This window comes from Kitasatospora sp. NPDC085464 (assembly GCF_044541955.1).
Classification (GTDB): domain Bacteria; phylum Actinomycetota; class Actinomycetes; order Streptomycetales; family Streptomycetaceae; genus Kitasatospora.
Genome location: NZ_JBITTM010000022.1, coordinates 28033 through 50862 on the forward strand (window position 1 = coordinate 28033; position 22830 = coordinate 50862).

General features: G+C 74.0%; 19 protein-coding genes. 11 read left to right on the forward strand and 8 right to left on the reverse strand.

Features of this window, described 5'->3' with window-relative positions:
* Window positions 1–2: 2 nt before the first annotated feature.
* Together ACIGG8_RS20565 and rny are read left to right on the forward strand one after the other, a co-directional pair.
* Window positions 3–1115, forward strand: a complete 1113-nt coding sequence (locus tag ACIGG8_RS20565) for a regulatory protein RecX (RefSeq protein ID WP_396549636.1) — start codon at window positions 3–5, stop codon at window positions 1113–1115.
* Window positions 1116–1247: 132 nt separating this feature from the next.
* Complete coding sequence (rny, locus tag ACIGG8_RS20570) at window positions 1248–2717, forward strand: ribonuclease Y (protein ID WP_396549638.1); 1470 nt, start codon at window positions 1248–1250, stop codon at window positions 2715–2717.
* A gap of 16 nt (window positions 2718–2733) precedes the next feature.
* Here the strand turns inward: rny and ACIGG8_RS20575 are convergent, their stop codons facing one another.
* The 5 genes from ACIGG8_RS20575 to ACIGG8_RS20595 form a co-directional block, all read right to left on the reverse strand.
* Window positions 2734–4509: an FAD-dependent monooxygenase gene (locus tag ACIGG8_RS20575; protein WP_396549639.1), complete on the reverse strand. Its 1776-nt coding sequence runs from the start codon at window positions 4507–4509 to the stop codon at window positions 2734–2736.
* A gap of 122 nt (window positions 4510–4631) precedes the next feature.
* Window positions 4632–5480: an amino acid ABC transporter permease gene (locus ACIGG8_RS20580; protein ID WP_396549641.1), complete on the reverse strand. Its 849-nt coding sequence runs from the start codon at window positions 5478–5480 to the stop codon at window positions 4632–4634.
* A 150-nt stretch (window positions 5481–5630) separates the two neighbouring features.
* Entirely contained in the window at window positions 5631–6281 is a 651-nt protein-coding gene (locus ACIGG8_RS20585) for an amino acid ABC transporter permease (protein WP_350523393.1), read from the reverse strand.
* Between the two features lie 50 nt (window positions 6282–6331).
* Window positions 6332–7231 (reverse strand): glutamate ABC transporter substrate-binding protein, encoded by a 900-nt coding sequence (locus ACIGG8_RS20590; RefSeq protein WP_350523392.1) that lies wholly within the window; start codon window positions 7229–7231, stop codon window positions 6332–6334.
* A 118-nt stretch (window positions 7232–7349) separates the two neighbouring features.
* Complete coding sequence (locus ACIGG8_RS20595; protein WP_350523391.1) at window positions 7350–8123, reverse strand: amino acid ABC transporter ATP-binding protein; 774 nt, start codon at window positions 8121–8123, stop codon at window positions 7350–7352.
* A gap of 389 nt (window positions 8124–8512) precedes the next feature.
* On the opposite strand from ACIGG8_RS20595, the gene ACIGG8_RS20600 reads away from it, so the two are divergent.
* Both ACIGG8_RS20600 and ACIGG8_RS20605 read left to right on the forward strand, forming a co-directional pair.
* Complete coding sequence (locus ACIGG8_RS20600; protein ID WP_396549642.1) at window positions 8513–9271, forward strand: response regulator transcription factor; 759 nt, start codon at window positions 8513–8515, stop codon at window positions 9269–9271.
* Between the two features lie 6 nt (window positions 9272–9277).
* Window positions 9278–10702 carry a HAMP domain-containing sensor histidine kinase gene (locus ACIGG8_RS20605; protein WP_350523389.1) on the forward strand — a complete coding sequence of 475 codons (1425 nt, stop codon included), beginning with the start codon at window positions 9278–9280 and terminating at the stop codon, window positions 10700–10702.
* 103 nt (window positions 10703–10805) lie between these two features.
* On the opposite strand, the gene ACIGG8_RS20610 is transcribed toward ACIGG8_RS20605, so the two are convergent.
* Complete coding sequence (locus ACIGG8_RS20610) at window positions 10806–11825, reverse strand: TAXI family TRAP transporter solute-binding subunit (RefSeq protein ID WP_396549644.1); 1020 nt, start codon at window positions 11823–11825, stop codon at window positions 10806–10808.
* A gap of 140 nt (window positions 11826–11965) precedes the next feature.
* On the opposite strand from ACIGG8_RS20610, the gene miaB reads away from it, so the two are divergent.
* Together miaB and ACIGG8_RS20620 are read left to right on the forward strand one after the other, a co-directional pair.
* A complete protein-coding gene (gene miaB / locus ACIGG8_RS20615; protein ID WP_350523387.1) occupies window positions 11966–13468 on the forward strand; it encodes a tRNA (N6-isopentenyl adenosine(37)-C2)-methylthiotransferase MiaB in 1503 nt (500 codons plus the stop codon).
* A gap of 78 nt (window positions 13469–13546) precedes the next feature.
* Complete coding sequence (locus tag ACIGG8_RS20620) at window positions 13547–14245, forward strand: class III extradiol dioxygenase subunit B-like domain-containing protein (RefSeq protein WP_396549646.1); 699 nt, start codon at window positions 13547–13549, stop codon at window positions 14243–14245.
* A gap of 6 nt (window positions 14246–14251) precedes the next feature.
* Here ACIGG8_RS20620 and ACIGG8_RS20625 read toward each other — a convergent pair whose 3' ends face one another.
* Window positions 14252–14497, reverse strand: coding sequence for an antitoxin (locus ACIGG8_RS20625; protein ID WP_396549647.1), 246 nt, complete (start codon window positions 14495–14497; stop codon window positions 14252–14254).
* Window positions 14498–14705: 208 nt separating this feature from the next.
* Here ACIGG8_RS20625 and miaA point away from each other — a divergent pair, with 208 nt between their 5' ends.
* From miaA to hflX, 5 genes are all read left to right on the forward strand, one after another.
* The gene (miaA, locus tag ACIGG8_RS20630) at window positions 14706–15650 is read left to right on the forward strand and encodes a tRNA (adenosine(37)-N6)-dimethylallyltransferase MiaA (RefSeq protein WP_396549649.1); all 945 of its coding nucleotides are present in this window, start codon (window positions 14706–14708) and stop codon (window positions 15648–15650) included.
* A gap of 227 nt (window positions 15651–15877) precedes the next feature.
* Window positions 15878–16390 carry a hypothetical protein gene (locus ACIGG8_RS20635; RefSeq protein ID WP_350523383.1) on the forward strand — a complete coding sequence of 171 codons (513 nt, stop codon included), beginning with the start codon at window positions 15878–15880 and terminating at the stop codon, window positions 16388–16390.
* A gap of 32 nt (window positions 16391–16422) precedes the next feature.
* Window positions 16423–17334, forward strand: a complete 912-nt coding sequence (gene dapF / locus ACIGG8_RS20640; RefSeq protein WP_396549651.1) for a diaminopimelate epimerase — start codon at window positions 16423–16425, stop codon at window positions 17332–17334.
* Between the two features lie 192 nt (window positions 17335–17526).
* On the forward strand, window positions 17527–19707 hold the full coding sequence (locus ACIGG8_RS20645) for a RelA/SpoT family protein (RefSeq protein WP_396549653.1): 2181 nt from the start codon (window positions 17527–17529) through the stop codon (window positions 19705–19707).
* A gap of 342 nt (window positions 19708–20049) precedes the next feature.
* Window positions 20050–21552: a GTPase HflX gene (hflX, locus tag ACIGG8_RS20650; RefSeq protein ID WP_350523380.1), complete on the forward strand. Its 1503-nt coding sequence runs from the start codon at window positions 20050–20052 to the stop codon at window positions 21550–21552.
* Window positions 21553–21674: 122 nt separating this feature from the next.
* Here hflX and ACIGG8_RS20655 read toward each other — a convergent pair whose 3' ends face one another.
* Window positions 21675–22793, reverse strand: a complete 1119-nt coding sequence (locus tag ACIGG8_RS20655) for a trypsin-like serine peptidase (protein WP_396549655.1) — start codon at window positions 22791–22793, stop codon at window positions 21675–21677.
* Window positions 22794–22830 lie beyond the last annotated feature (37 nt).

The window sequence follows — 22830 nt, forward strand, 5'->3', positions numbered from 1 at the left end:
CGTTGACGCAGTACGACATGGTGGGCGGCGGCCCGGCGGGCCCGGAGGACGACGACCACGGGCCGCCGGACTGGTTCGCCGCGGTCGCGGAGGAGCCGGAGCCCGCGCCGGAGCCTCCCGCGCCGTCGCGCCCCCGCCGGGGGCGGCGGGAGCGGCCGTCCACCGCGCAGAGGACATCCGGCCGGGAGCCGGAGTTCGACCGGGCCCCGGCCCGGGCGGTGCGCGGCGCGGCGCCCGGGCAGGGGCCGGCGGAGGCCTCGGTCGACGCGCTCGGGCTGGTCTCAGCCTCCGAACTGCCCTCCGGCCGCCGTCGCCGGCGCTCGGCCCTGGCGGCCGAGGAGCCCGGAGCGGGCCTGCCCGGCCCCGCGTCGACGGGCACGGACCACGGCTGGGGCGACGACGAGGCGGCCGGTCACGGGGGTGTGGCCGCCTCGACCCCCCGCTCCGGCGCCCGCCGGGGCCGTACCCGGCGCGGGCGTTCCGCCGAGGGACTGCCGGACGACGGACTGCCGGGTGAGGGACTGCCGGACGAGGGTCCTGCGGATGGCGGGCTTCCGGCCGGCGGGCTGTTCGGCCAGGAGCGCGCCGGTCGTGCTTCCCGGAAGCAGGCCGAGGAAGCGGTCGATCCGGAGACCCGCGCCCGGGACATCTGCCTGCGGCTGCTGACCGGCGCGGCCAAGACCCGCAAGCAACTCGCCGACGCCCTGCGCAAGCGGGAGATCCCGGAGGATGTCGCCGACGAGGTGCTCACCCGGCTCGAAGAGGTCGGGCTGATCGACGACGGCGCCTTCGCCGCCGCCTGGGTGGAGTCCCGGCACGCCGTCCGGGGCCTGTCCCGGCGGGCGCTGGCCCAGGAGCTGCGCACCAAGGGGGTGGCCGCCGACCTGGTCGAGCAGGCCGTCGCCCAGGTCGACCACGACGACGAGACGGACGCGGCCCGGGCCCTGGTCGAGCGCAAGCTGCGGTCCACCCGCGGCCTGGACCGGCAGGTCCGCACCCGGCGGCTGGTCGGCATGCTGGCCCGGCGCGGCTACTCCGAGGGGCTGGCGTTCCGGGTGGTGCGCGCCGCGTTGGACGAGGAGCCGGGCGGCCTGTCGGAAACGGAGTGGGAGTAGTGGCGGTTTCGTGGGCTTCTTGGTGGTGACCAGGCCAAGTCTTGACCGTTTCGTGACCCCCACCTAGCCTCGCCTTCAGTGCCCGGGGCGCCTCCGGACGGCGGCCCGCGCAGGGGACGAGGAGTGGGCGGCATGACGATGTCGGTGGGCGCCGGACCGAGCGGCCCGCTGCCGGCGATCGCCGGTTCGGCGGCTCTCCTCCTGGCCGTGCTCGTGGTGTTCGCCGGGCTGGTCATCAGACGGCTGCGGGCGGACCGGCGCAGCGCGCTGGCCGAGGCCGAGCGGGCCCGGCACCGGGCCGAACAGCAGGCCGCCCGGCAACAGGCCGAACTCGCCCGCCGCGAGGAGCAGTTGGCCGAGGAGCTGCGCAGGCTCCGCCGCCGCGAGGACGAACTGGCCGAACGCGCGGCCGAGTCGGAGCGCTCCCGGGTCGAGGCCGAGGTGCTGGTGACCCGCCGGGCGGCCGCCCTGGAGCGGGCCGCCGGGCTCTCCGCCGAGCAGGCCCGCGCCGAACTCCTGCACGAGGCCGAGACCTCGGCCCGGTTGGCGGCCGCGGTCACCGTCCGGGAGATCGAGCGCGAGGCCAAGGAGGAGGGCGAGCGCCGGGCGCGGTCCGTCCTCGCCGTCGCCATCCAGCGGCTGGCGACGGAGCAGACCGCGGAGAGCGCCGTCAGCGTCCTGCGGCTGCCGAACGAGGAGATGAAGGGCCGGATCATCGGCCGCGAGGGCCGCAACATCCGCGCCTTCGAGGCCGTCACCGGAGTGAACCTGATCGTCGACGACACCCCGGAGTCGGTGCAGCTGTCCTGCTTCGACCCGGTCCGCCGGGAGACCGCCCGGCTCACCCTGCAGCAGCTGGTCGAGGACGGACGGATCCACCCGACCCGGATCGAGCAGCTCCACGAGCGCAGTCGCGCGGAGATCGAGCTGAGCTGCGTCCGGGCCGGCGAGGACGCCCTGCTGGACGCCCGGGTCGGCGCGATGCACCCCGAACTCGTCCGCACGCTGGGCTCGTTGCGCTACCGGGTCTCGTACGGGCAGAACGTGCTCGGGCACCTCCTGGAGTCCGCGCACCTGGCCGGGATGATGGCCGCCGAACTCGGCGTGGACCCGGAGCCGGTGCGGCGCGCCGCGCTGCTGCACGACATCGGCAAGGCGCTCACCCACGAGGTCGAGGGTAGCCACGCGGCGGTCGGCGCCGACCTCGCGCGGCGCCACGGCGAGTCCCCGGAGGTGGTGCACGCGATCGCCGCGCACCACAACGAGGTGGAGCCCGAGACCGTCACGGCCGTGCTGACCCAGGCCGCGGACGCCTGCTCGGGCGGTCGGCCCGGGGCGCGCAAGGAGTCGCTGGAGCTGTACGCCCGTCGGCTGGCGCGGCTGGAGGAGATCGCGCGCTCGCACCCGGGCGTGGCCGACGTCTACGCGATGCAGGCCGGCCGCGAGGTCCGGGTGATGGTCCGTCCGGACGCGGTGGACGACCTCGATGCGGAGCTGATCGCCCGCGAGGTCGCCCGGCAGGTCTCGGCCGAGCTGACCTACCCGGGGCAGATCCGGGTGACCGTGGTCCGCGAGAGCCGCGCGACGGCGGTGGCGAGCTGACGGGCCGACGGCGGCACTAGCTCGGGCTGTCGACCTGCTGCGGGGCGTGCCGGTCGGCGAGCCGGGGTTCACGGTCGGACCGGGGTTCGAGGTCGGGCCGGGGCTCGGGTTCGGCCTCGGGCTCCGGGGCCGGCGCGAGGGTCGCCGGGCCGCCGCGGGCGCGGTCGGCGAGGGCGAGCAGGTCCTCGGCGACGGCACCCTGGGTGACGCCGACGAGGTGGCCGTCGGGGCGGATCAGCAGGACGGTGTGCGGGCCGGCGCCCGGGTAGTCCTCGGTGACCAGCACCTCGGCGGGGACCGGCAGGGCGGCGGCGACCTCGGCGAGCCGGGGCATCAGCCCGGCGCCGAGCCAGTGCTCGGACGACCAGACGGCGGTGCCGGGGGCGACCAGCAGCAGCAGGAAGGTGGCGCCGAGCCGGGCGTGCAGGTGGTCGGGGGTGCCGTCGGCGGCGAGCACCGGCAGGTCCGGGACGAGCACGCCGGGGGCGGTGGCGGGCAGCAGCTCGCTGAGCGAGGTGGTGCCGCGCGAGCCGCGCTGCACCGGGACCCTCCCGGGGACGCCGGAGGGCGCCGCCGGGTAGGCCGGCGCACCGCCGAAGCGGCCGGTGCCGAGCTGGCCGTCGGCGAGCAGCGGGGCGTGCTTGCGGAAGCCGCCGACCAGCAGCGAGCGCCGGGTCTGCTGCCAGCCGCGCAGCGGGCGCAGCAGCGGCATGGACTGGTCGACGGCGCGCAGCCGGGCGCCGACCGCGCCGCGCCGTTCGGCCTCGTAGCCGTCCAGCAGCGAGCCGCCGGGCTGCGGGCCGCCGGAGTGGAGGTGCCAGGCGAGGGCGAGCCGCCAGGCGAGGTTGTCGGCGTCGCGCAGCCCGTCCGTGAGGTTCTGCATGCCGAGCGCGCCGTGCAGGTGGGCGGCGTCGCCGGCCAGGAAGCAGCGGCCGACCCGGAAGCGGGCGGCGAGGCGCTGCTGGGCGGTGTGGTCGGCGGCGGCGAGCAGCTCGAAGCGGGGGAGTTCGCCGCACCAGCCGGTGAGGGTGGCGGTGACCCGGGTGAGCAGGGTGTCGCCGGTGACGATGCCCGGCCAGGTGGCGTGCGGGTCGACCGTCTCGGTGGGGGCGGGGCGGCCCGGGGGCAGCCGCCAGTCGAGCCGCCAGATGCCGTCCGGCAGCGGACGGGCGGAGGCCTCGCGGTCACCGCGCCACGGGGGCTCGCGGTGCAGCCGGGCGCCGTCGAAGGGCAGGTCGACCCGGACGGTGGCGATGGCGTTGCGGTCGACCGCGGGGCGGCCCGGGAAGCGGATCTTGAGGAGCTTGCGGACGGTGGATCTCGCGCCGTCGCAGCCGACCAGGTGGCTGCCGCGCCACCAGGTGGCGGTGCCGTTCTGGGTGCCCACGGTGCGGATGCTGACGCCGTCCCGGTCCTGTTCGAGCTCGACGACCCGGTTGAGCGGGACCAGCTTGATCAGCGGGGTGCCGGTCAGGGCGTCGCGCAGGCCGCGCTGGAGGCGGTGCTGGGGGAGGTGGAAGGTGGGCGAGTCGGTGAGGTCGATCCGCAGCACTTCCTGGCGGCGCCGCCAGATGGTGAAGGAGTCCCAGAGGGCGGAGTCGGAGACCGCCCGCGGGTAGCCGATCCGGGTCAGGAAGGCGGCGGTGTCGGCGCCGACGACGAGGCTGCGCGGGCCTTCGGGGCAGAGCCCGGAGCCCTCGTCAAGGACGATGGTCGGCACCTCGTGCCGGGCGAGGGCGAGGGCCAGGGCCAGACCGACCGGTCCGGCCCCGACCACGATCACCGGGTCCATGAGGGGACCTCCGGGCACGAACCGGCCGATCGGCCGGCGTCAGTTACCGCTGCCGCATATGCCGCGTGGATGCTCCCGGGAGGTGTCACGAAGAGCAATGCAACAGTTCACCTGCGTGTCCGTCAAGCAGCAGCTGAAGTGCGCCGGTTCGCGCCGCGACGACCACGGGCCTCGATCCAGCGCGCGAGCGCGGTCAGCAGGAGGCACATGACGATGTAGATCGGGCCGATCACGAGCACCACCGGGATGTAGGGGAACCCGGCGGCGTTCAGCGGCTGGCTGGCGATCTTCTTGCCGATGAACAGCAGCTCGTTGTAGGTGATGATGTACCCGAGCGAGGTGTCCTTGAGGGTGACGACCAGCTGGCCGATCATCGTGGGCAGCATCGAGCGCACGGCCTGCGGCACCAGGATGCCGCTCATCACCTGGGTCTTGCGCATGCCGAGGGCGTACGCCGCCTCACCCTGACCGCGCGGGACGGCGTTGACGCCGCTCCGGATGATCTCCGCCTGGACCGAGCCGTTGTAGAGCGTGAGCCCGAGCACGAGCGCCCACATCGGGTCCTTGGCGAAGAACGCGTAGTAGAGGGCGACGATCAGGATCAGCAGCGGCATCGCCCGGAAGAACTGGACGAAGCCGACGCAGAGCCAGCGGACCGGCCGGTGGTCGGAGAGCTGCCCGGCGGCCAGCAGCGCGCCGAGGGTGAGCGAGAACGCCGCGGCCAGGCCGAAGGCCTTCAGGGTGGCCAGCAGACCGTCCAGGATCATCTGCTGGACGGTGTTGTACTGGAACGCGTCCCACATGTCCGCGTCGAACTGGCCGTTGTCGGCGAGCGCGCTGACGACGTACCAGAGGAGGCCGGCGACGCCGATCAGCGAGAGGACGCCGAACAGGCGGTAGCGGGAGCGGGCCCTGGGGCCGGGGGTGTCGTAGAGGACACTGGCCGTCGCGGGGCGCTGGAACAGGCTCATGCGCCCACCTCGCTGCGCTCGGCAGGGGCGTTCGCCCGTGCGCACCTCTTGATGATTCGCTCGCTGCGCTCGCTCATGCGCCCACCTCGCTGCGCTCGGCAGGGGCGTTCGCCCGTGCGCACCTGTTGATGATTCGCTCGCTGCGCTCGCTCATCGGGCCACCGCCAGTCGGGATTCCAGGAAGCGGAAGAACGTGGCGACCGTCGCGCTGATCAGCAGGTAGGCGCAGGCCACCCAGAAGAAGATTGCGAAGATCGAGTAGCCGCGCTCGGAGAAGGTCTGCTGGGAGCTGTACAGCTCGGCGACGCTGAACGCGCCGGCGATCGCCGAGTTCCTCGGCAGGGCGATGAACACGCTGCTCATCGGCGCCAGGACGGTCCGGGCGGCCTGCGGCAGGACGACCAGGGTGAGGGTCTGGCCGAAGGTCATGCCCAGGCTGCGGGCGGCCTCCGCCTGGCCGAGCGGCACGGTGTTGATGCCGGAGCGGATCACCTCGCAGACGAACGAGGCCGTGTACCCGCCGAGCGCCAGCACCGCGAAGGTCATGTGGCTGAAGTGCACACCCAGCGGCGGCAGGCCGAAGGTGACGGCGAAGAACAGCAGGGTCAGCGGGGTGTTGCGGAAGAGCGTCACCCAGGTGGTGCCGAAGGCGCGCAGGACCGGCACCGGGGAGACCCGGAAGGCCGCCAGCAGGGTGCCCAGCAGCAGGGCGAGCAGTGCGCTGAGGGCACTCAGCTCGATCGTCTGCAGGAAGCCGTCGCGGAACAACGCGAAGTTGTCGTCCTCGAACAGGAACCCCATCCGGCGGCCCTCCTCTCAATCAGGGTCGGGAATGTCGTGCGGAGGGCGGATCAGTAGCGGTCGAGGGCCGGGACGTCCGGCGCGGCGGAGCCGGAGGCACCGAGGGTCGCGTCGTACGCCTTCTTCCAGTCGCCGTTGTCCTCGTGGGCCTTGAGGGCGTCGCTGATGGCGTTGCGCAGCACCGTGTCGTCCTTGCCGAGGCCGACGCCGTAGTTCTCCTTGGTGAACGGCTTGCCGACGACCTTGAGCTTGCCGGCGTACTTGGAGGCGTAGCCCTTGAGGATGGCGTCGTCGGTGGTGACGGCGTCGACCTCGCCGGAGAGGAGCTTCTCGACGCAGGCCGAGTAGGTGTCGAACTGCGTGATCTTCGGGTTGTACTGCTGGATGTTCTTGATCGAGGTCGAGCCGGTGGCGGTGCAGACGTTCTTGCCGCCCACGCTCTCCGGGCCGGTGATCGAGGTGTTGTCCTGCTTCACCAGCAGGTCCTGGCCGGCGATGTAGTACGGGCCGGCGAAGGAGACGGTCTTCTTGCGCTCGTCGTTGATGCTGTAGGTGCCGACGTAGAAGTCGATCTGGCCCTTCTGGATGGCGGGCTCGCGCTGCGAGGAGACCAGGGTCTGCCACTTGATCTGCTGCGGGGTGAAGCCCAGGTCGGCGGCGATCATCTTGGCGATCTCGATGTCGAAGCCGCTGCGGTCGCCGCTGGCGACGTCCTCCCAGCCGAGGTTCGGCTGGTCGGCCTTGGCGCCGATGATCAGCTGGCCGCGCTTCTTGGCCTCGGCGATGACCGGCGAGTCGACCTTGGCGTCCGTCTTGACCGTGTAGGCCGGGAGCTTGGGGGCGTTGCTCGCGCTGGCGGCGGCACCGGGGGTGCCGTCCTTGCCGCAGGCGGCGGTGGCGGTGAGCGCGACGGCACAGAGCGCGACGGCGAGGGTGCGGGAAGTCCTCATGAGGGCGTTCTCCTGGGGCTGGGCCGCGGTTTCAACCGGGCTCTGGAGTCTGGAGGTCGTGCGCGGGCAGGGCCGATCGGCACTGTTGCCGGAGGCGGCCCCGCGTGGTCTCGAAGCGTCAGTGGTGCAGGATCTTCGAGAGGAAGTCCTTGGCGCGGTCGGAGCGCGGCGCCGTGAAGAAGGCATCGGGGGTGTTCTGCTCGACGATCTTGCCGTCGGCCATGAACAGCACGCGGTTGGCGGCGGAGCGGGCGAAGCCCATCTCGTGGGTGACCACGACCATCGTCATGCCCTCGGCGGCCAGTCGGCGCATGACCTCCAGCACCTCGTTGACCATCTCCGGGTCGAGCGCCGAGGTGGGCTCGTCGAAGAGCATCACCTTGGGCTTCATGGCCAGTGCGCGGGCGATCGCCACGCGCTGCTGCTGGCCGCCGGACAGCTGGGCGGGGAACTTGTCCGCCTGCGCGCCGACACCGACGCGGTCCAGCAGTTCCCGGGCGGTCTTCTCGGCCTGCGGGCGGGGCACCTTGCGCACCTTGACCTGGCCGATGACGACGTTCTCCAGCACGGTCTTGTGCGCGAAGAGGTTGAAGCTCTGGAACACCATGCCGACCTCGGCGCGCAGCCGGGCCAGCTCCTTGCCCTCGGCCGGCAGCGGCCGGCCGTCGATGGTGATCGTGCCGGAGTCGATGGTCTCCAGCCGGTTGATCGTCCGGCAGAGCGTGGACTTGCCCGAACCGGACGGGCCGATCAGCACGACCACCTCGCCCTGGGCGATCTGCAGGTCGATGTCCTGCAGGACGTGCAGCGCGCCGTAGTGCTTGTTGACGTTGTTCAGCACGACCAGTGGGGCGGCTGCGGGGGTGGAGTCCTGGACCGGGCTCTCGGTCATCGCGCCTGCTCCCTCTGTGTCGGATCGTGCCTACCTGAGAAGTCTCAACTCCCTTGGGAGGCAATGGTGGTGCGAATCCGGGAGCCGCGACCGGCGGAGCCGCAGCCCCCGGTGGGCCGACCATAGGAGCCCCGACCGCGCGCCGTCAGCCGATCTGAGCGGAACTTGAGGATCACGAAACGGCCACACGCTCGGTACGTACTGTTCGCGAACGCGCCGACGGGGCATGTCACAGCGGGAATCCGCGCCGGTGCTCCCCGTCCCCCACGAGCCCGGTGCGCGGTCGAACCTGGCGCAGGACCGTCCGCTGGCCCATACTGCGCAGGACCGGGCGGGACCGATCGGCCCGGCGATCACCGGTGATCACGTGGGGGAAGGAGGAGAACAGGATGCGACTGCTGCTCGTCGAGGACGACGAACGCGTGGCCGCCGCGCTCGTCGCGGTACTGGGCCGGCACGGCTTCCAGGTCCGGCACGCGCGAAGCGGGCACGAGGCCCTGGACGCCCTGGTGCCGGACGGCAACGATCCGTACCGGGTGGTGCTGCTCGACCTCGGCCTGCCCGATCGCGACGGCTTCGAGGTGTGCAGCCGGATCAGGGCCGGCAGCGGCGTGCCCGTGATCATGGTCACTGCCCGCGCCGACGTCCGCTCCCGGATCCACGGCCTCAACCTGGGCGCCGACGACTACGTCACCAAGCCGTACGACATGGGCGAGCTGCTCGCGCGCATCCACGCGGTGGCCCGCCGCGGCGCCGCCCCCTCCTCGGCGTCGGTGCCCGCGCCGGACGCCGTGCCGCAGCAGCGCGGCCCGCTGGAGTCCCGCGGCATCCGGATCGACCGGGAGCGCCGCCGGGTCAGCGTGGACGGCCGCGACGTGCCGCTCACCCGCAAGGAGTTCGACCTGCTCGCCCTGCTCGCGCAGAGCCCCGGCGTGGTCTACCGGCGCGAGCAGATCTTCAGCGAGGTCTGGCGCAGCGGCTGGGAGGGCAACGGGCGCACCCTGGAGGTGCACATCGGCTCGCTGCGCAACAAGCTCGCGCTGCCCGGCCTGGTCGAGGCCGTCCGCGGCGTCGGCTACCGCCTGATCCCCGAGTCCCCGGCGCCCGCCGCTGCGGACCCGGCCGCGAACGCCCCCGCGGAGCACTGACCGCACGTGCGCACCCGCCTGCTCGGCATCCTGATCGCCCTCATGCTCTGCGTCCTGGCCGCCCTGGGGCTGCCGCTCGCGGCGGCGGTCGCGGCGGCCGAGCAGACCAGGGTCGTCGTCGACCGGCTCGACGACGCCGCCCGCTTCGCCCAGGACCTGCCGACCTCCGGCGCCGCCGACTCGGCGCGCAAGGGCGATCCGGAGCCCGCCCCCGGGGACCTCAGCCGACAGCACTCGATCGACGCCGAGGTCCGCCGCTACTTCGACCTCTACGGCGTGCGCCTGGGCATCTTCCAGCGCGACGGCCTGCCGATCGCCGCCGCGCCCGCCGACTGGCGGGTGCCCACCGCCGGCTGGGGCGCCCAGGCCTTCCAGGAGGCGCTGGACGGGCGGCGCAGCCACAACCCGCCGCAGGTCTGGCCGTGGACGCCGGACCGGACGATCACCGTCGCCGCCCCGGTGGTGCGCGACGGCGACGTGGTCGCGGTGGTGCTGAGCGAGTCCCCCACCGGGGCGCTGCGCACCCGGGTGCTGCACAAGTGGCTGGTACTGGTCGCGGGCGAGGCCGCCGCGATGATCGTCGCCGTGCTGCTGGCCGTCCGGCTCACCGAATGGGTGCTGCGCCCGGTGCGCACCCTGGACCGGGCCACCCACGACATCGCCACCGGCCGGATGGCCGCCCGGGTCGCCCCCGGCGGCGGCCCGCCCGAACTGCAGCGCCTGGCGCGCTCCTTCAACGAGATGGCGGACCACGTGGTGCTCGCCATGGACCAGCAGAAGGCCTTCGTCGCGGACGCCTCCCACCAGCTGCGCAACCCGCTCTCGGCACTGCTGCTGCGGGTCGAGGTGCTCGGCCTGGAGCTGCCCGAGGGCCACGAGGAGGAGCTCAGCGGCGTACGGGAGGAGGGCACCCGGCTCGCCCGGGTGCTGGACGACCTGCTCGGGCTGGCCACCGCCGAGCACGCCCGCCCCGAACCGGAGCGCACCGACCTGGCCGAGCTCACCCTGGCCCGGGTGGACGCCTGGCGGCCGGTCGCCGAGCAGCGCGGGATCGCGCTGCGCTGGGACGGTCCGGCGCTGGCGGTCGGCATGGCGGACCCGATCGGCTTCGGCTCGGCCCTGGACGCCGTGGTGGACAACGCGCTCAAGTTCGGCCCGGCCGGCAGCGAGGTGCGCCTGCGGGTCTCGGTGCGCCGGGACGAGGTCGCGGTCACCGTCACCGACGCCGGGCCCGGCCTCACCGAGGACGAGCTGGCCCGGGCCGGCGACCGCTTCTGGCGCAGCCCCCGGCACCAGAACGTGGACGGCTCCGGGCTGGGCCTGTCCATCGCCCGCACGCTGCTGGCGGCCGGCGGCGGCTCGCTGGGCTTCGCGCCGGTCAAGCCGACCGGGCTCGCGGTGACGCTGGCGGTGCCGCGGCCGGAGAAGTAGCCGGGCCCGGTGGCCGGTGCCGGGCGCGCCCCGTCAAGGGCGGGGCATCGTCAAGGGCGGGGCATCGTCAAGGGCGGGGCGTCGTCACGGGCCGGGGGCACCGTCAGGGCTTCACCGAGCGGTAGTAGCGCGCCGCGCCCGTGTGCAGCGGGAGCGGGTCGGTGTAGACGGCGGTGCGCAGGTCGACCAGCTGGGCGGCGTGCACCTGGGCGCCGATCTGGTCGCGGCTGTCGATCACCGCGCGGGTCATGCCCTCGACCAGGTCCGGGTCCGCGTCGTCCCGGGTGATCAGCAGGTTGGGCACGGCCACCGTGGCCACGGCGTCCTTGGGCTCGGCGTTCGGGTAGGTGCCCGTGGGCATGGTGGCCGCCCGGTAGGCGTCGGTGCCGCCGCCCTCGGCCTTGTGCAGCGCCTCGGAGAGGTCGCTCAGCGGCACGATCCGGATCTTGACGTGGTCGGAGAGGTCGGTGAGCGCGCTGGTGGGCAGGCCGCCGGACCAGAAGAACGCGTCCAGCTCGCCCGTGCGCAGGTCGTCGGCGGCCTCGCCGACCCCCTTCGGCACCGGGACGATGTCCCGCTCCGGGTCCAGCCCGGCCGCGGCCAGCAGCCGCTTGGTCACCAGGTTCACCCCGGACTGCGGCAGGCCGACGCCGACCCGCAGGCCCTTGAGGTCGGCGGTGCGGTGCACCGGGGAGTTGGCCGGGACGATCAGCTGCAGGTAGTCGTCGTAGAGCCGGGCGATCGCCCGCAGCCGACCCTTGTCCGGGCCCTGGTAGTCGGCGACCGCGTCGGCGGTGGCGATCGCGAAGGTGTCCCGGCCGGTGATCACCCGGTTGAGGTTCTCTATCGAGCCCTCGGTGTTGTCCAGGGCCAGCCGCACCCCCGGCATCGTCCCGGAGACGTGTGCCTGCAGCAGCTGCCCGTACCGGTCGTAGACGCCGCGCTGCACGCCGGTGGCGAAGCGGACCTCCCCGCGCGGGTACCCGGGCGAGCGGCCCGCTGACAGCCACCAGCCGCCGAAGCCGGCGACCAGCAGCACCAGCACCAGCACCGTCCGCCACAGCGGGCTGCGCGCCGCGGTGCGGACGGCGGCGCCGAGGCGGGACGGGGTGGTGGGGGCCATGCAGGGATACTGCCAGGCGCTCCGGCCGAACGGGAGTGGAACGGGACCGGGAATGTTCGGTGAAAGGGCTGGGGAGGCTCCCGGGACGGGACGGGGAAGCTTCGGGAAAACCGCTGCGCGGCTGCCCGTACCCTGGTCTGGTGAGCGGTGAGAGCGGATTGAAGAGCTACAAGGTCGTCACGCACGGCTGTCAGATGAACGTCCACGACTCCGAGCGGCTGTCCGGGCTGCTGGAGGAGGCGGGCTACGTCAAGGCCGGGCCCGAGGGCGACCCGGACCTGGTGGTGTTCAACACCTGCGCGGTGCGCGAGAACGCCGACAACAAGCTGTACGGCAACCTCGGCCAGCTGGCGCCGGTCAAGAGCCGCCACCAGGGCATGCAGATCGCCGTCGGCGGCTGCCTGGCCCAGAAGGACCGCGACACCATCGTCAAGCGCGCCCCCTGGGTCGACGTGGTGTTCGGCACCCACAACATCGGGCACCTGCCGGCGCTGCTGGAGCGGGCCGCGATCGAGCGCAAGGCCCAGGTCGAGATCCTGGAGTCGCTGGAGACCTTCCCCTCCACCCTCCCGACCCGCCGCGACTCCGCGTACGCCGCCTGGGTCTCGATCTCGGTCGGCTGCAACAACACCTGCACCTTCTGCATCGTCCCCGCGCTGCGCGGCAAGGAGGAGGACCGCCGCCCCGGCGACGTCCTCGCCGAGATCGAGGCGCTGGTGGACGAGGGCGTCATCGAGGTCACCCTGCTCGGCCAGAACGTCAACGCCTACGGCTCCGACCTGGGCGACCGCGAGGCCTTCTCCAAGCTGCTGCGCGCCGCCGGGCAGGTCGAGGGCCTGGAGCGGATCCGCTTCACCTCGCCGCACCCGCGCGACTTCACCGACGACGTGATCGCCGCGATGGCCGAGACGCCGAACGTGATGCACCAGCTGCACATGCCGCTGCAGTCCGGCTCGGACCGGGTGCTCAAGGCGATGCGCCGCTCCTACCGCCAGGAACGCTTCCTCGGGATCATCGCGAAGGTCCGCGAGGCGATGCCGGACGCGGCGATCTCCACCGACATCATCGTGGGCTTCCCCGGCGAGACCGAGGAGGACTTCGAGGACACCATGCACGTCGTCCGCGAGGCCCGCTTCACCAACGCCTTCACCTTCCAGTACTCCAAGCGCCCCGGCACCCCGGCGGCGGAGATGGAGGACCAGGTGCCGAAGGAGGTCGTGCAGGCCCGCTACGACCGCCTGATCGCCCTCCAGGAGGAGATCTCCTGGGAGGAGAACAAGAAGCAGGTCGGGCGGACCCTGGAGATCCTGGTCGCCGAGGGCGAGGGCAAGAAGGACGACCAGACCCGGCGCCTCTCCGGCCGGGCGCCCGACAACCGCCTGGTCCACTTCACCAAGCCCGAGGAGCCGGTGCGCCCGGGCGACATGGTGACCGTCGAGATCACCTACGCCGCCCCGCACCACCTGCTGGCCGAGGGCCCGACGCTCGCGGTGCGCCGCACCCGGGCCGGTGACGCCTGGGAGAAGCGCCAGGCCAAGCCCGCCGCCAAGCCGGCCGGCGTGATGCTCGGACTGCCGTCCGTCGGCGCCCCGGCCGCGCTGCCCCTGGCGGCGCCGGCGGGCGGGGCCTGCTGCGGCGACTGACGCGCTGCCCGCACCGGCGGCCCGGTGGGACTCCCGAGTCCCACCGGGCCGCCGTCGTCGTTGGCTAGAGTGATCCACATGCTGGTAGCCGCCGCCGTGTGCCCCTGTCCGCCGCTGCTCGTCCCGGAGGTCGCCGCCGGGGCGGCGAGCGAGCTGGACGCGCTGCGCGCCGCCTGCGACGAGGCGCTGGCGGCGCTGGTCGCGGCCGGGCCGCAGCTGGTCGTGGTGGTCGGCACCGGGCCGGAGGCCGAGGTGTGGACCGAGGGCGGGGCCGGCTCCTTCCACCGCTACGGGGTGCCGCTGGTCGCCAAGCTGCCGGGGGAGCGGATCGAGGGGCCGGAGCTGGCGCCCTCGCTGACCGTCGGTGCCTGGCTGCTGGAGCGCGCCGGGGTGACCCTGCCGACGCACGCCTGCGCGGTGCCCGCCGACGCCCCGGCCGACCGGATGCTCGGCCTCGGCCAGGGCCTGGCCGGGCTCGCCGACCGGGTCGCCCTGCTGGTGCTCGGCGACGGCAGCGCCTGCCGCTCGGTGAAGGCGCCCGGCTACCTGGACGAGCGGGCCGAGGGCTTCGACGCGGCGCTGGCCGCCGCCCTGGGCTCGGCCGACCTGCCCGCCCTGGCCGCGCTGGACGCGGGCCTGGCCGCCGAGCTCAAGGCCGGGGGACGGGCGCCCTGGCAGGTGCTGGCCGGCGCCGCGGAGGGCGCCGGCCTGACCGGGCGGCTGGGCTACCAGGAGGCGCCGTACGGGGTCGGGTACTTCGTGGCGTCCTGGTCCTGACAGGCGTCAGGACCGCGGGGGCTGCCCCGGCTCGCCCGGCTTCGGCTTGTGGGCGAAGTCGCCGACGGCGTCCTTGGCCTTGCCGGCACCGTGCTCGATCTTGTCGCTGTACTTGCCCTTGGTCGCCTTGTCGATCGCGCCGCCGGCCTTGTCCACGGCCCGCTCGATCTGGTCGCTGTGCTTGCCGGCCAGCTCGCCGGCCTTCTCCTTGAGCTCCTCGGCCTTGCCCTTGAGGTTGTCCATCAGACCCATGGCGGTCTCACCCTTCCCTGTCGTCCGTCGGTCCCCGTCCCCTGCACAACGTCCGTACCCCGCGAGGCGTTCGCAAACCGGGCACCACCTGGGGAAACGGCCGGAAGCGGTCCGGAGGAGGGCCCCGGGAACGGTCCCGTCGTCGCGCCGCGGCGGGTGACCGGCAGCCCGGTCCCCGGCGCCGCGCGGGTTTTGCGAGACTGGAACGGTGAGCAGCCTCCGCACCCCGCGTGTCATCTCGATCGTCGGCGCGACCGCCGCCGGCAAGTCCGACCTGGCCGTCGCCCTCGCCCGCAGCCTCGGCGGCGAGGTGATCAACACCGACTCGATGCAGCTGTACCGGGGCATGGACATCGGCACCGCCAAGCTCACCGTGGACGAGCGCGGCGGAGTGCCGCACCACCTGATGGACGTCTGGGACGTCACCGAGGCCGCCAGCGTCGCCGAGTACCAGCGGCTGGCCCGGGCCGAGATCGACCGGCTGCTCGCCGCCGGGCGCACGCCCGTCCTGGTCGGCGGCTCCGGGCTGTACGTCCGGGCGGCGATCGACGAGATGGAGTTCCCCGGCACCGACCCGCAGGTGCGGGCCCGGCTGGAGGCCGAGCTGGCGGAGGCCGGCCCGTACGTGCTGCACCGGCGGCTTTCCGAGCTGGACCCGGCCGCCGCCGAGGCGATCCTGACCAGCAACGGGCGGCGGATCGTCCGGGCGCTGGAGGTCATCGAGATCACCGGCCTGCCGTTCACCGCCAACCTGCCGACCAACACCGCCGTCTACGACGCCGTGCAGATCGGCGTCGCCGTGCCGCGCCCTGAACTGGACGAGCGGATCGCGCTGCGGGTCGACCGGATGTGGGAGGCCGGGCTGCTCGACGAGGTGCGGGCGCTGGAGCGGATCGGGCTCCGGGAGGGGAAGACCGCCTCCCGGGCGCTCGGCTACCAGCAGGTGCTCGACCACTTCGCCGGCGAGTGCACCGAGGACGAGGCGCGGGCCGAGACCGTCCGGGCCACCAAGCGCTTCGCCCGCCGCCAGGAGTCCTGGTTCCGCCGGGACGACCGGATCAACTGGCTCTCCCGACCGGCCGGCACCGACCCCTCGGAGCTGCTCGGGCACTCCCTCGAACTGATCGAGCGTCAGGGAGTTCCGGCCGTCTAGGACGGGTTCCGGCCAATTCGGCGGTGCACCTGCGCGCGCAGGTGGGCGTGCAGGACGAACCGGCGGTCACGGCCCGATCACGTGATGGCCACGGATCACCCGCCGACCCCGGTCAGGCCCGGAACGCCCCCCTGGACATGCCATCATCGATGCCATAGGGGTCGGCCGAACGGGCCGACCGTGCCCGGCCGCGAGTCCGCTCGTGTCGAACAGTCAGGGGAGGCCGTGTGTCGACGGGTACCGGCCCCGAGCCCGGTCAGAGCGGGAGCGTCACCGCGCCGGCCGAGGAGTTCGACGAGTCGACGATGGGCGACCTCCCCGTGCTGACCGGACTGGAGGCGCCGACCTCGTACGCGGCCGCGGTGCCCGCCCTGGACACCCGCACCCCGCCCGGCGGCGCGGTGCACGAGCGGGAGATCCGCCCGCTGCGCCGACTGCGCTGGTGGCAGACGCTGCCGATCGCCCTGATGGGCACCCTCGGCTCGCTGATGTTCGCCTTCCCGCTCGCCTTCGGCTCGGCCGGCGCGCGCGCCACCATGGTCGGGATGCTCGGGCTGCTGCTCACCGCCGCCTCGGTCGGCTGGGGCGCGATGGCCGCCCGGCACGCGGGCTACACGTGGCCCGGGCTGCCGCGCCGGGGCTCCGGGCAGCGGGCCGGCTGGAAGGCGATCGTGGTCTACACCCTGATCGCGCTGACCGCGTGCGCGCTCGCGGTCTGGCGGGTCGCCTACCTGCGCTGAGCGCCTCCGCCCGGCTCAGTACCATCGGGAGGGTGAGCACATCCTCTCCCCGGCACGACGGCATCCCCTTCTTCAAGGGGCACGGCACCCAGAACGACTTCGTCATCCTCCCGGACCCGGACGGCGCGCTGGAGATCGGTCCCGAGACCGTCGCCGCGCTGTGCGACCGGCGGGCCGGCATCGGCGGGGACGGGCTGCTGCGCGTGGTGCGCTCGGCCGCCGACCCGGCCGCCAGGGGGATGGCCGACCGGGCCGAGTGGTTCATGGACTACCGCAACTCCGACGGCAGCATCGCCGAGATGTGCGGCAACGGCCTGCGGGTCTTCGCCCGCTTCCTGGTCGAGGCCGGCCTGGCCAAGCCCGGCGAGCTGGCCGTCGCGACCCGCTCCGGGGTGCTCACCGCGACGGTCGCGGAGGCCGCCGAGGACGGCACGCCCGGCGACGTCACCATCGACATGGGCCGCGCCCGGCTGCCCGGGCCGGACGGCATCGAGGTCGCGGTCGGCGAGCGGCGCTGGCCGGCGCTGAACGTCAACATGGGCAACCCGCACGCGGTGGCCTTCGTGGAGAGCCTCGACCACGCCGGGAAGCTGGTCGACGCGCCGCTCACCAGCCCGGAGGGCGTCTACCCGGAGGGCGTCAACGTCGAGTTCGTGGTGGACCGCGGGCCGCGGCACGTCGCGATGCGGGTGCACGAGCGCGGCTCGGGCGAGACCCGCTCCTGCGGCACCGGGGCCTGCGCCGTCGCGGTGGCCGCCATCCGCCGGGACGGCGTCGACCCGGCCGTCACCGGCGAGTCCGTCGCGTACACCGTGGACGTGCTGGGGGGCCGACTGGTCATCACCGAGCACCCGGACGGCGGGGTGCAGATGACCGGGCCGGCGGTGATCGTGGCCGAGGGACGGCTGGACGGGCGCTGGTGGGAGTCCGTGCACCGCGGCTGACGGCCCGGTTTGCCCAATTCGTGCGGTGACGAATCCCCCCGATCGGGTGATACCGGTCGCGGACGGGAACCACGGCGTCGCGGAACGTGCTCTGCTCGGTAGCATGGACCACCGGGTCGATCACCCCTGGGAGGGGTAGCAGGATCACCCCCTCTGGAGGGGCCGCGCCCGGCGACGTTGCCGGAGGTGCCGATGACCATCGAAGCCGGGCAGTCCCTGACGGGGCAGCCGACGACCGTACGGCAGGCCGGGGCCAGGAGGCCCCTCGGAGAGCTCGGCCGGGCAGCCCTCGGCCGGGCCGGCCGGGCCGCGTTACTGGCCACCGGGCGGCCGCCCGTGCCGGACGCCCTGGAACCGCTCGTCCGGGTGCACCGCCGGCACCACCCGCAGGCCGACCTCGGCCTGCTCGCCCGGGCGTACCGGCTCGCCGAGGCCAGCCACCGCGGCCAGAAGCGCAAGAGCGGCGAGCCGTACATCACCCACCCGCTGGCCGTCACCATGATCCTGGCCCAACTCGGCGCCGGGACCACCACCCTGGTCGCCTCGCTGCTCCACGACACCGTCGAGGACACCGAGTTGACCCTGGACCAGGTGGGCGCGAGCTTCGGGCCCGAAGTCGCCTACCTGGTCGACGGGGTGACGAAGCTGGAGAAGGTCGACTTCGGTGCCGCCGCCGAGGCAGAGACCTTCCGCAAGATGCTGGTCGCCACCGGGGACGACGTCCGGGTGATGGTGATCAAGCTGGCCGACCGGCTGCACAACATGCGCACCATCCGGCACATGAAGCCGGCCAGCCAGGTGCGGATCGCCAAGGTCACCCGGGACGTGCTGATCCCGCTGGCCGAACGGCTCGGCATCCAGGTGCTCAAGGCGGAGCTGGAGGACATCGTCTTCGCCACCCTGCACCCCGAGGAGCACGCCCGCACCCGCGCCCTGATGGCCGGTCACGAGGCGGGGCCGGACACGGTGCTGGAGCCCTTCGCCCGGCAGCTGGCCCGGCAGCTGGCCGAGGCCGGGGTGGCCGCCGAGGTGACCGTCCGGCCCCGGCACTGCGTCTCGCTGCACCGGGTGCTGCTCAGACGGACCGGCGCGCCCGGACCGGACGGCCGGCCGCAGGGCCCGCGGCCGGCCGACTTCGGGCGGCTGCTGGTGGTGGTCGAGGAGAACGCGGACTGCTACGCCGTGCTCGGCGAACTCCACACCTGCTGGACGCCGCTGCCCGGGGAGTTCAAGGACTTCGTCGCCGCGCCCAAGTTCAACCTCTACCAGTCGCTGCACACCGCCGTGGCGCTGAGCGGCGGCGCGGTGGTCGAGGTGCTGGTCCGCACCCGCCGGATGCACGACGTCGCCGAGACCGGGGTGGTCGCGCTGGGAGACCCCTCCCCGGCCGCCACCGCCCAGGACGCCGACGAACTGGACCGCACCGACCCGGCCCGGCCGGGCTGGCTCAGCCGACTGCTGGAGTGGCAGCAGGAGACGCCCGACCCGGACGCCTTCTGGTCCGCGCTCACCGCCGACCTGGCCGGCGACCGCGAGATCACCGTGGTGACGGAAGGCGGCGAAACGCTTCAGCTGAGGGCCGGCGCCACGTGCGTGGACGCGGCCTACCTGCTCGGCGAGGAGACCGGCCACCGGTGTATCGGGGTCCGGGTCAACGGGCGGCTCAGCGCGCTCTCCACCGTGCTGGAGGACGGCGACCTGATCGCGGTGCTCACCGAGACCCTGCCGGCGGGCGGCGGCCAGCCCTCCGGCCCCGCCCCCGAATGGCTGGCGCACGCCCGCACCCCCGCCGCCCGGCTGGCCATCGAGCGCTGGCTGGCCGACCCGCCGGCCCGGCTGCCGGCCGTCCGCACCGGCCCGGCCGCGGCCCAGCCCGCCCCGCCCGGCCGGCGCACCGCCGAGAAGCGGGCCGCCCCGGTCGCGGTGGCCGGACGGCCCGGGGCGACCGTACGGCTGGCGCGCTGCTGCACGCCCGTCCCGCCGGACGAGGTGGCCGGCTACCCGATCCGCGGCGGCGCGGTGGCCGTGCACCGCACCGGTTGCCCGGCGGGGGAGCGGATGCGGGCCGACGGACGGGTCGCGCTGGAGGTCCGCTGGCAGCCGCAGGACGCCCCGGCGGCCGGGCACCGGGCCACCCTGCGGGCCGAGGCGCTGAACCGGCCCCGGCTGCTGGCCGACCTCACGGCGGCGATCTCCGCCCAGGGGGTCGGCATCGTGTCGGCCGAGGTCGAGCCGCCGCAGGAGTCGCGGGTCCGGCACACCTACACCGTCGAACTGCCCGCGCCGGGCGCGCTGCCGGGGCTGATGCGGGCGATGCTGCGGGTCTCCGGGGTGTTCGACGTCAGCCGTCCGCACGGCCCGGCGGGAGGGTAGGCGCCGGCGCGGGGGGCGGTCGGACACCGGGCCGGGGGTCGAGCGCCGGGCCGGGGGCTGGGTGCCGGCCCCCCACGGCCCGGGGGCACGGCGGGTCGGGCCGGGCCGACCCGCCGCGCTCCGGTGAAATGGGGATGACCCGCCCGCGCCGGGCGTGCGACCATCATGGGGAATTCACGGCCGGTCCGCGGCGTTCCCAGGGCACAGGAGCCCCGGGTGTCACCCGAGGACCCGAGGGGTAGCTCACCCCGCCCGGACGGTAGCCGGGGCGGCAGCTGGGCAGACTCCTGAGGGGACCGTCCGGTCCCCCGAGCCACCCGTACCAGCGAGCCAAAGGACAGAATGACCTCCACGTTCGACACCCGCGACCACGCCGACGCTCCGCGCCGCTTCGACGGTCTGCGGGCGGAAGCCCTCATGGACGAGGACCTCGCGGCCATCGACGAGGACCTCGGCCACCACTACGACGGCGACCAGTACGACCGCAGCGAGCGCGCCGCCCTGCGCCGGGTTGCCGGCCTCTCCACCGAACTCGAAGACGTCACCGAGGTCGAGTACCGCCAGCTCCGCCTGGAGCGCGTGGTGCTCGTCGGCGTCTGGACCGACGGCACGCTGGAGGAGGCGGAGAACTCCATGGCGGAGCTCGCCGCGCTCGCCGAGACCGCCGGCTCCGAGGTGCTGGACGGCGTCATCCAGCGCCGCGACAAGCCCGACGCGGCCACCTACATCGGCTCCGGCAAGGCGAAGGAGCTGCGCGACATCGTCGCCTCCAGCGGCGCCGACACCGTGGTCTGCGACGGTGAGCTCACCCCCGGCCAGCTGATCCACCTGGAGGACGTGGTCAAGGTCAAGGTCGTCGACCGGACGGCCCTGATCCTGGACATCTTCGCCCAGCACGCCAAGTCCCGGGAGGGCAAGGCGCAGGTCTCGCTCGCCCAGATGCAGTACATGCTGCCGCGGCTGCGAGGCTGGGGTCAGTCGTTGTCCCGGCAGATGGGTGGTGGCGGCTCCGGCTCGTCCGGCGGCGGCATGGCCACCCGTGGTCCCGGTGAGACCAAGATCGAGACCGACCGGCGCCGGATCCGCGAGAAGATGGCGAAGCTCCGCAGGGAGATCGCCGACATGAAGAAGGGCCGCGACACCAAGCGCCAGGAGCGCAAGCGCCACCAGGTGCCGTCGGTGGCCATCGCCGGGTACACCAACGCCGGCAAGTCCTCCCTGCTCAACCGGCTCACCGGCGCGGGCGTGCTGGTGGAGAACGCGCTGTTCGCCACCCTGGACCCGACGGTCCGCCGGGCCCAGACCCCGAGCGGGCGGGTCTACACCCTGGCCGACACCGTCGGCTTCGTCCGGCACCTGCCGCACCACCTGGTCGAGGCCTTCCGCTCGACCATGGAGGAGGTCGCCGACGCGGACCTCATCCTGCACGTGGTGGACGGCTCGCACCCCGAGCCGGAGACGCAGCTGGCCGCCGTCCGCGAGGTCATCGTCTCGGTCGACGCACAGAACGTGCCGGAGATCGTGGTGATCAACAAGGCGGACGCCGCCGACCCGCACGTGCTGCAGCGCCTGCTGCGCCGCGAGCCGCACGCCATCGTGGTGTCGGCCCGCAGCGGCGCGGGCATCGAGGAGCTGCTCAAGCTCATCGACGACGAGCTGCCGCGACCGGCCGTCGAGGTGCGGGCCCTGGTGCCCTACACCCAGGGCGCGCTGGTCTCCCGGGTGCACGCGGAGGGCGAGCTGCTCTCCACCGAGCACACCGGCGAGGGCACGCTGCTGCACGCCAAGGTGGCGGCCGAGCTGGCCGCCGAGCTGGAGCACTTCGCGGTGGCCCTGCAGGGCTGACGCGCAAGCGCACGGAGGGCCCCTAGAAACCGCCGGGCGGTTTCTAGGGGCCCTCCGCGTGCTCGCGCGGGTCGTAGGCCGGGGCCCGTCGGAGGGCTCGCTGACGGGGCCGGCGGACGGGGCTAGCGGACGTTCTTGGCGAAGAAGTCGAAGGCCTGCTTCGCCTGGTCCTGCAGCGAAGGGCCGGCCTGGTACCCGGCCGGACTGCGGTCGCCGATCGCGCCGACGCTGATCAGGTTGGGCTTGCCGTCCCTGGTGACGAACCAGCCGCCGCCGCTCGACCCGGCGGTCATGGCGCAGCCGATCACGTACATCGGCGGGCGGGTCGGGTCGAAGGAGAGGCGGCCGGGCGGGACCGGGGAGTCGCAGTGGTCCAGCTCCGTGCCGTCGAAGGGCCGCTCGGCCGGGTAGCCGTAGGCCGCGGCCGCGGTGATCCGGTCGCGCGGGGCGTTGAACCAGACCGGGACCGAGCCGCCGACCGTCTCCTCCAGGGACGCGCCGGAGCCGTTCTCGGCGCGCACCCGCAGGATCCCGTAGTCGAACTGGTTGTGGGCGCCGACGCCGCTCTCCTGGAGCCAGGTCGGCGACACCAGCGCGCGCACCGCCGTCCACCGGCCGTACGGGGCGCTCTGCGCGTCGGAGTGCGGCTTGCCGCGGGCCGCCTGGCCGTCCCGGTTGAAGCCGGGCACGAACACCAGGTTCTTCTGCCAGCCGCCGCCCTTGCCGTCGTGCAGGCAGTGCGCGGCGGTGTAGACGAGGTTGCTGCGCCCGGGGTTGACCGGGTCGGCGACCACGGTGGCGGAGCAGGCCGCGTCGCCCTGCGGCGTGGTCATGAAGAGCCGGCCGACCACGGCGGTGGCCTGGCCGTACGGGTGCGGCTGGGGCTGGGCCGGGACGGCGGCGGGCGGGGCGTCCCGTTCGACGCCGGCGGCGGCTGGGGCGGTGAGCGAGTACTCCGGGGTGGGCCGGGGCTTGGCGGCGTCCATCCGGGCGGCCGACCAGAAGCCCGCCGCCGTCTCGTTGGCGAACCTGCTGTCGGCGACGTACTTCGTCCAGTCCTCCAGCTTCCAGCCCGTCAGGTCGCCCAGGCTGGTGGGCGCGGAGGTGGGGAGGGCGGGGGGCGGGGCGACCGGCCGGGCGGGACCGTCCGGGCCGCAGCCGGCCGCGGCCAGGGCGGCCGCGGCGAGCAGCGCGGCGCCGGCCGTCCTGGCGCGGCGTGCCCGGCTGGTGTTCGTCGGCATGCTGGATCGTCCCCCGTGCTGTGCTGGTGTTTCCGTT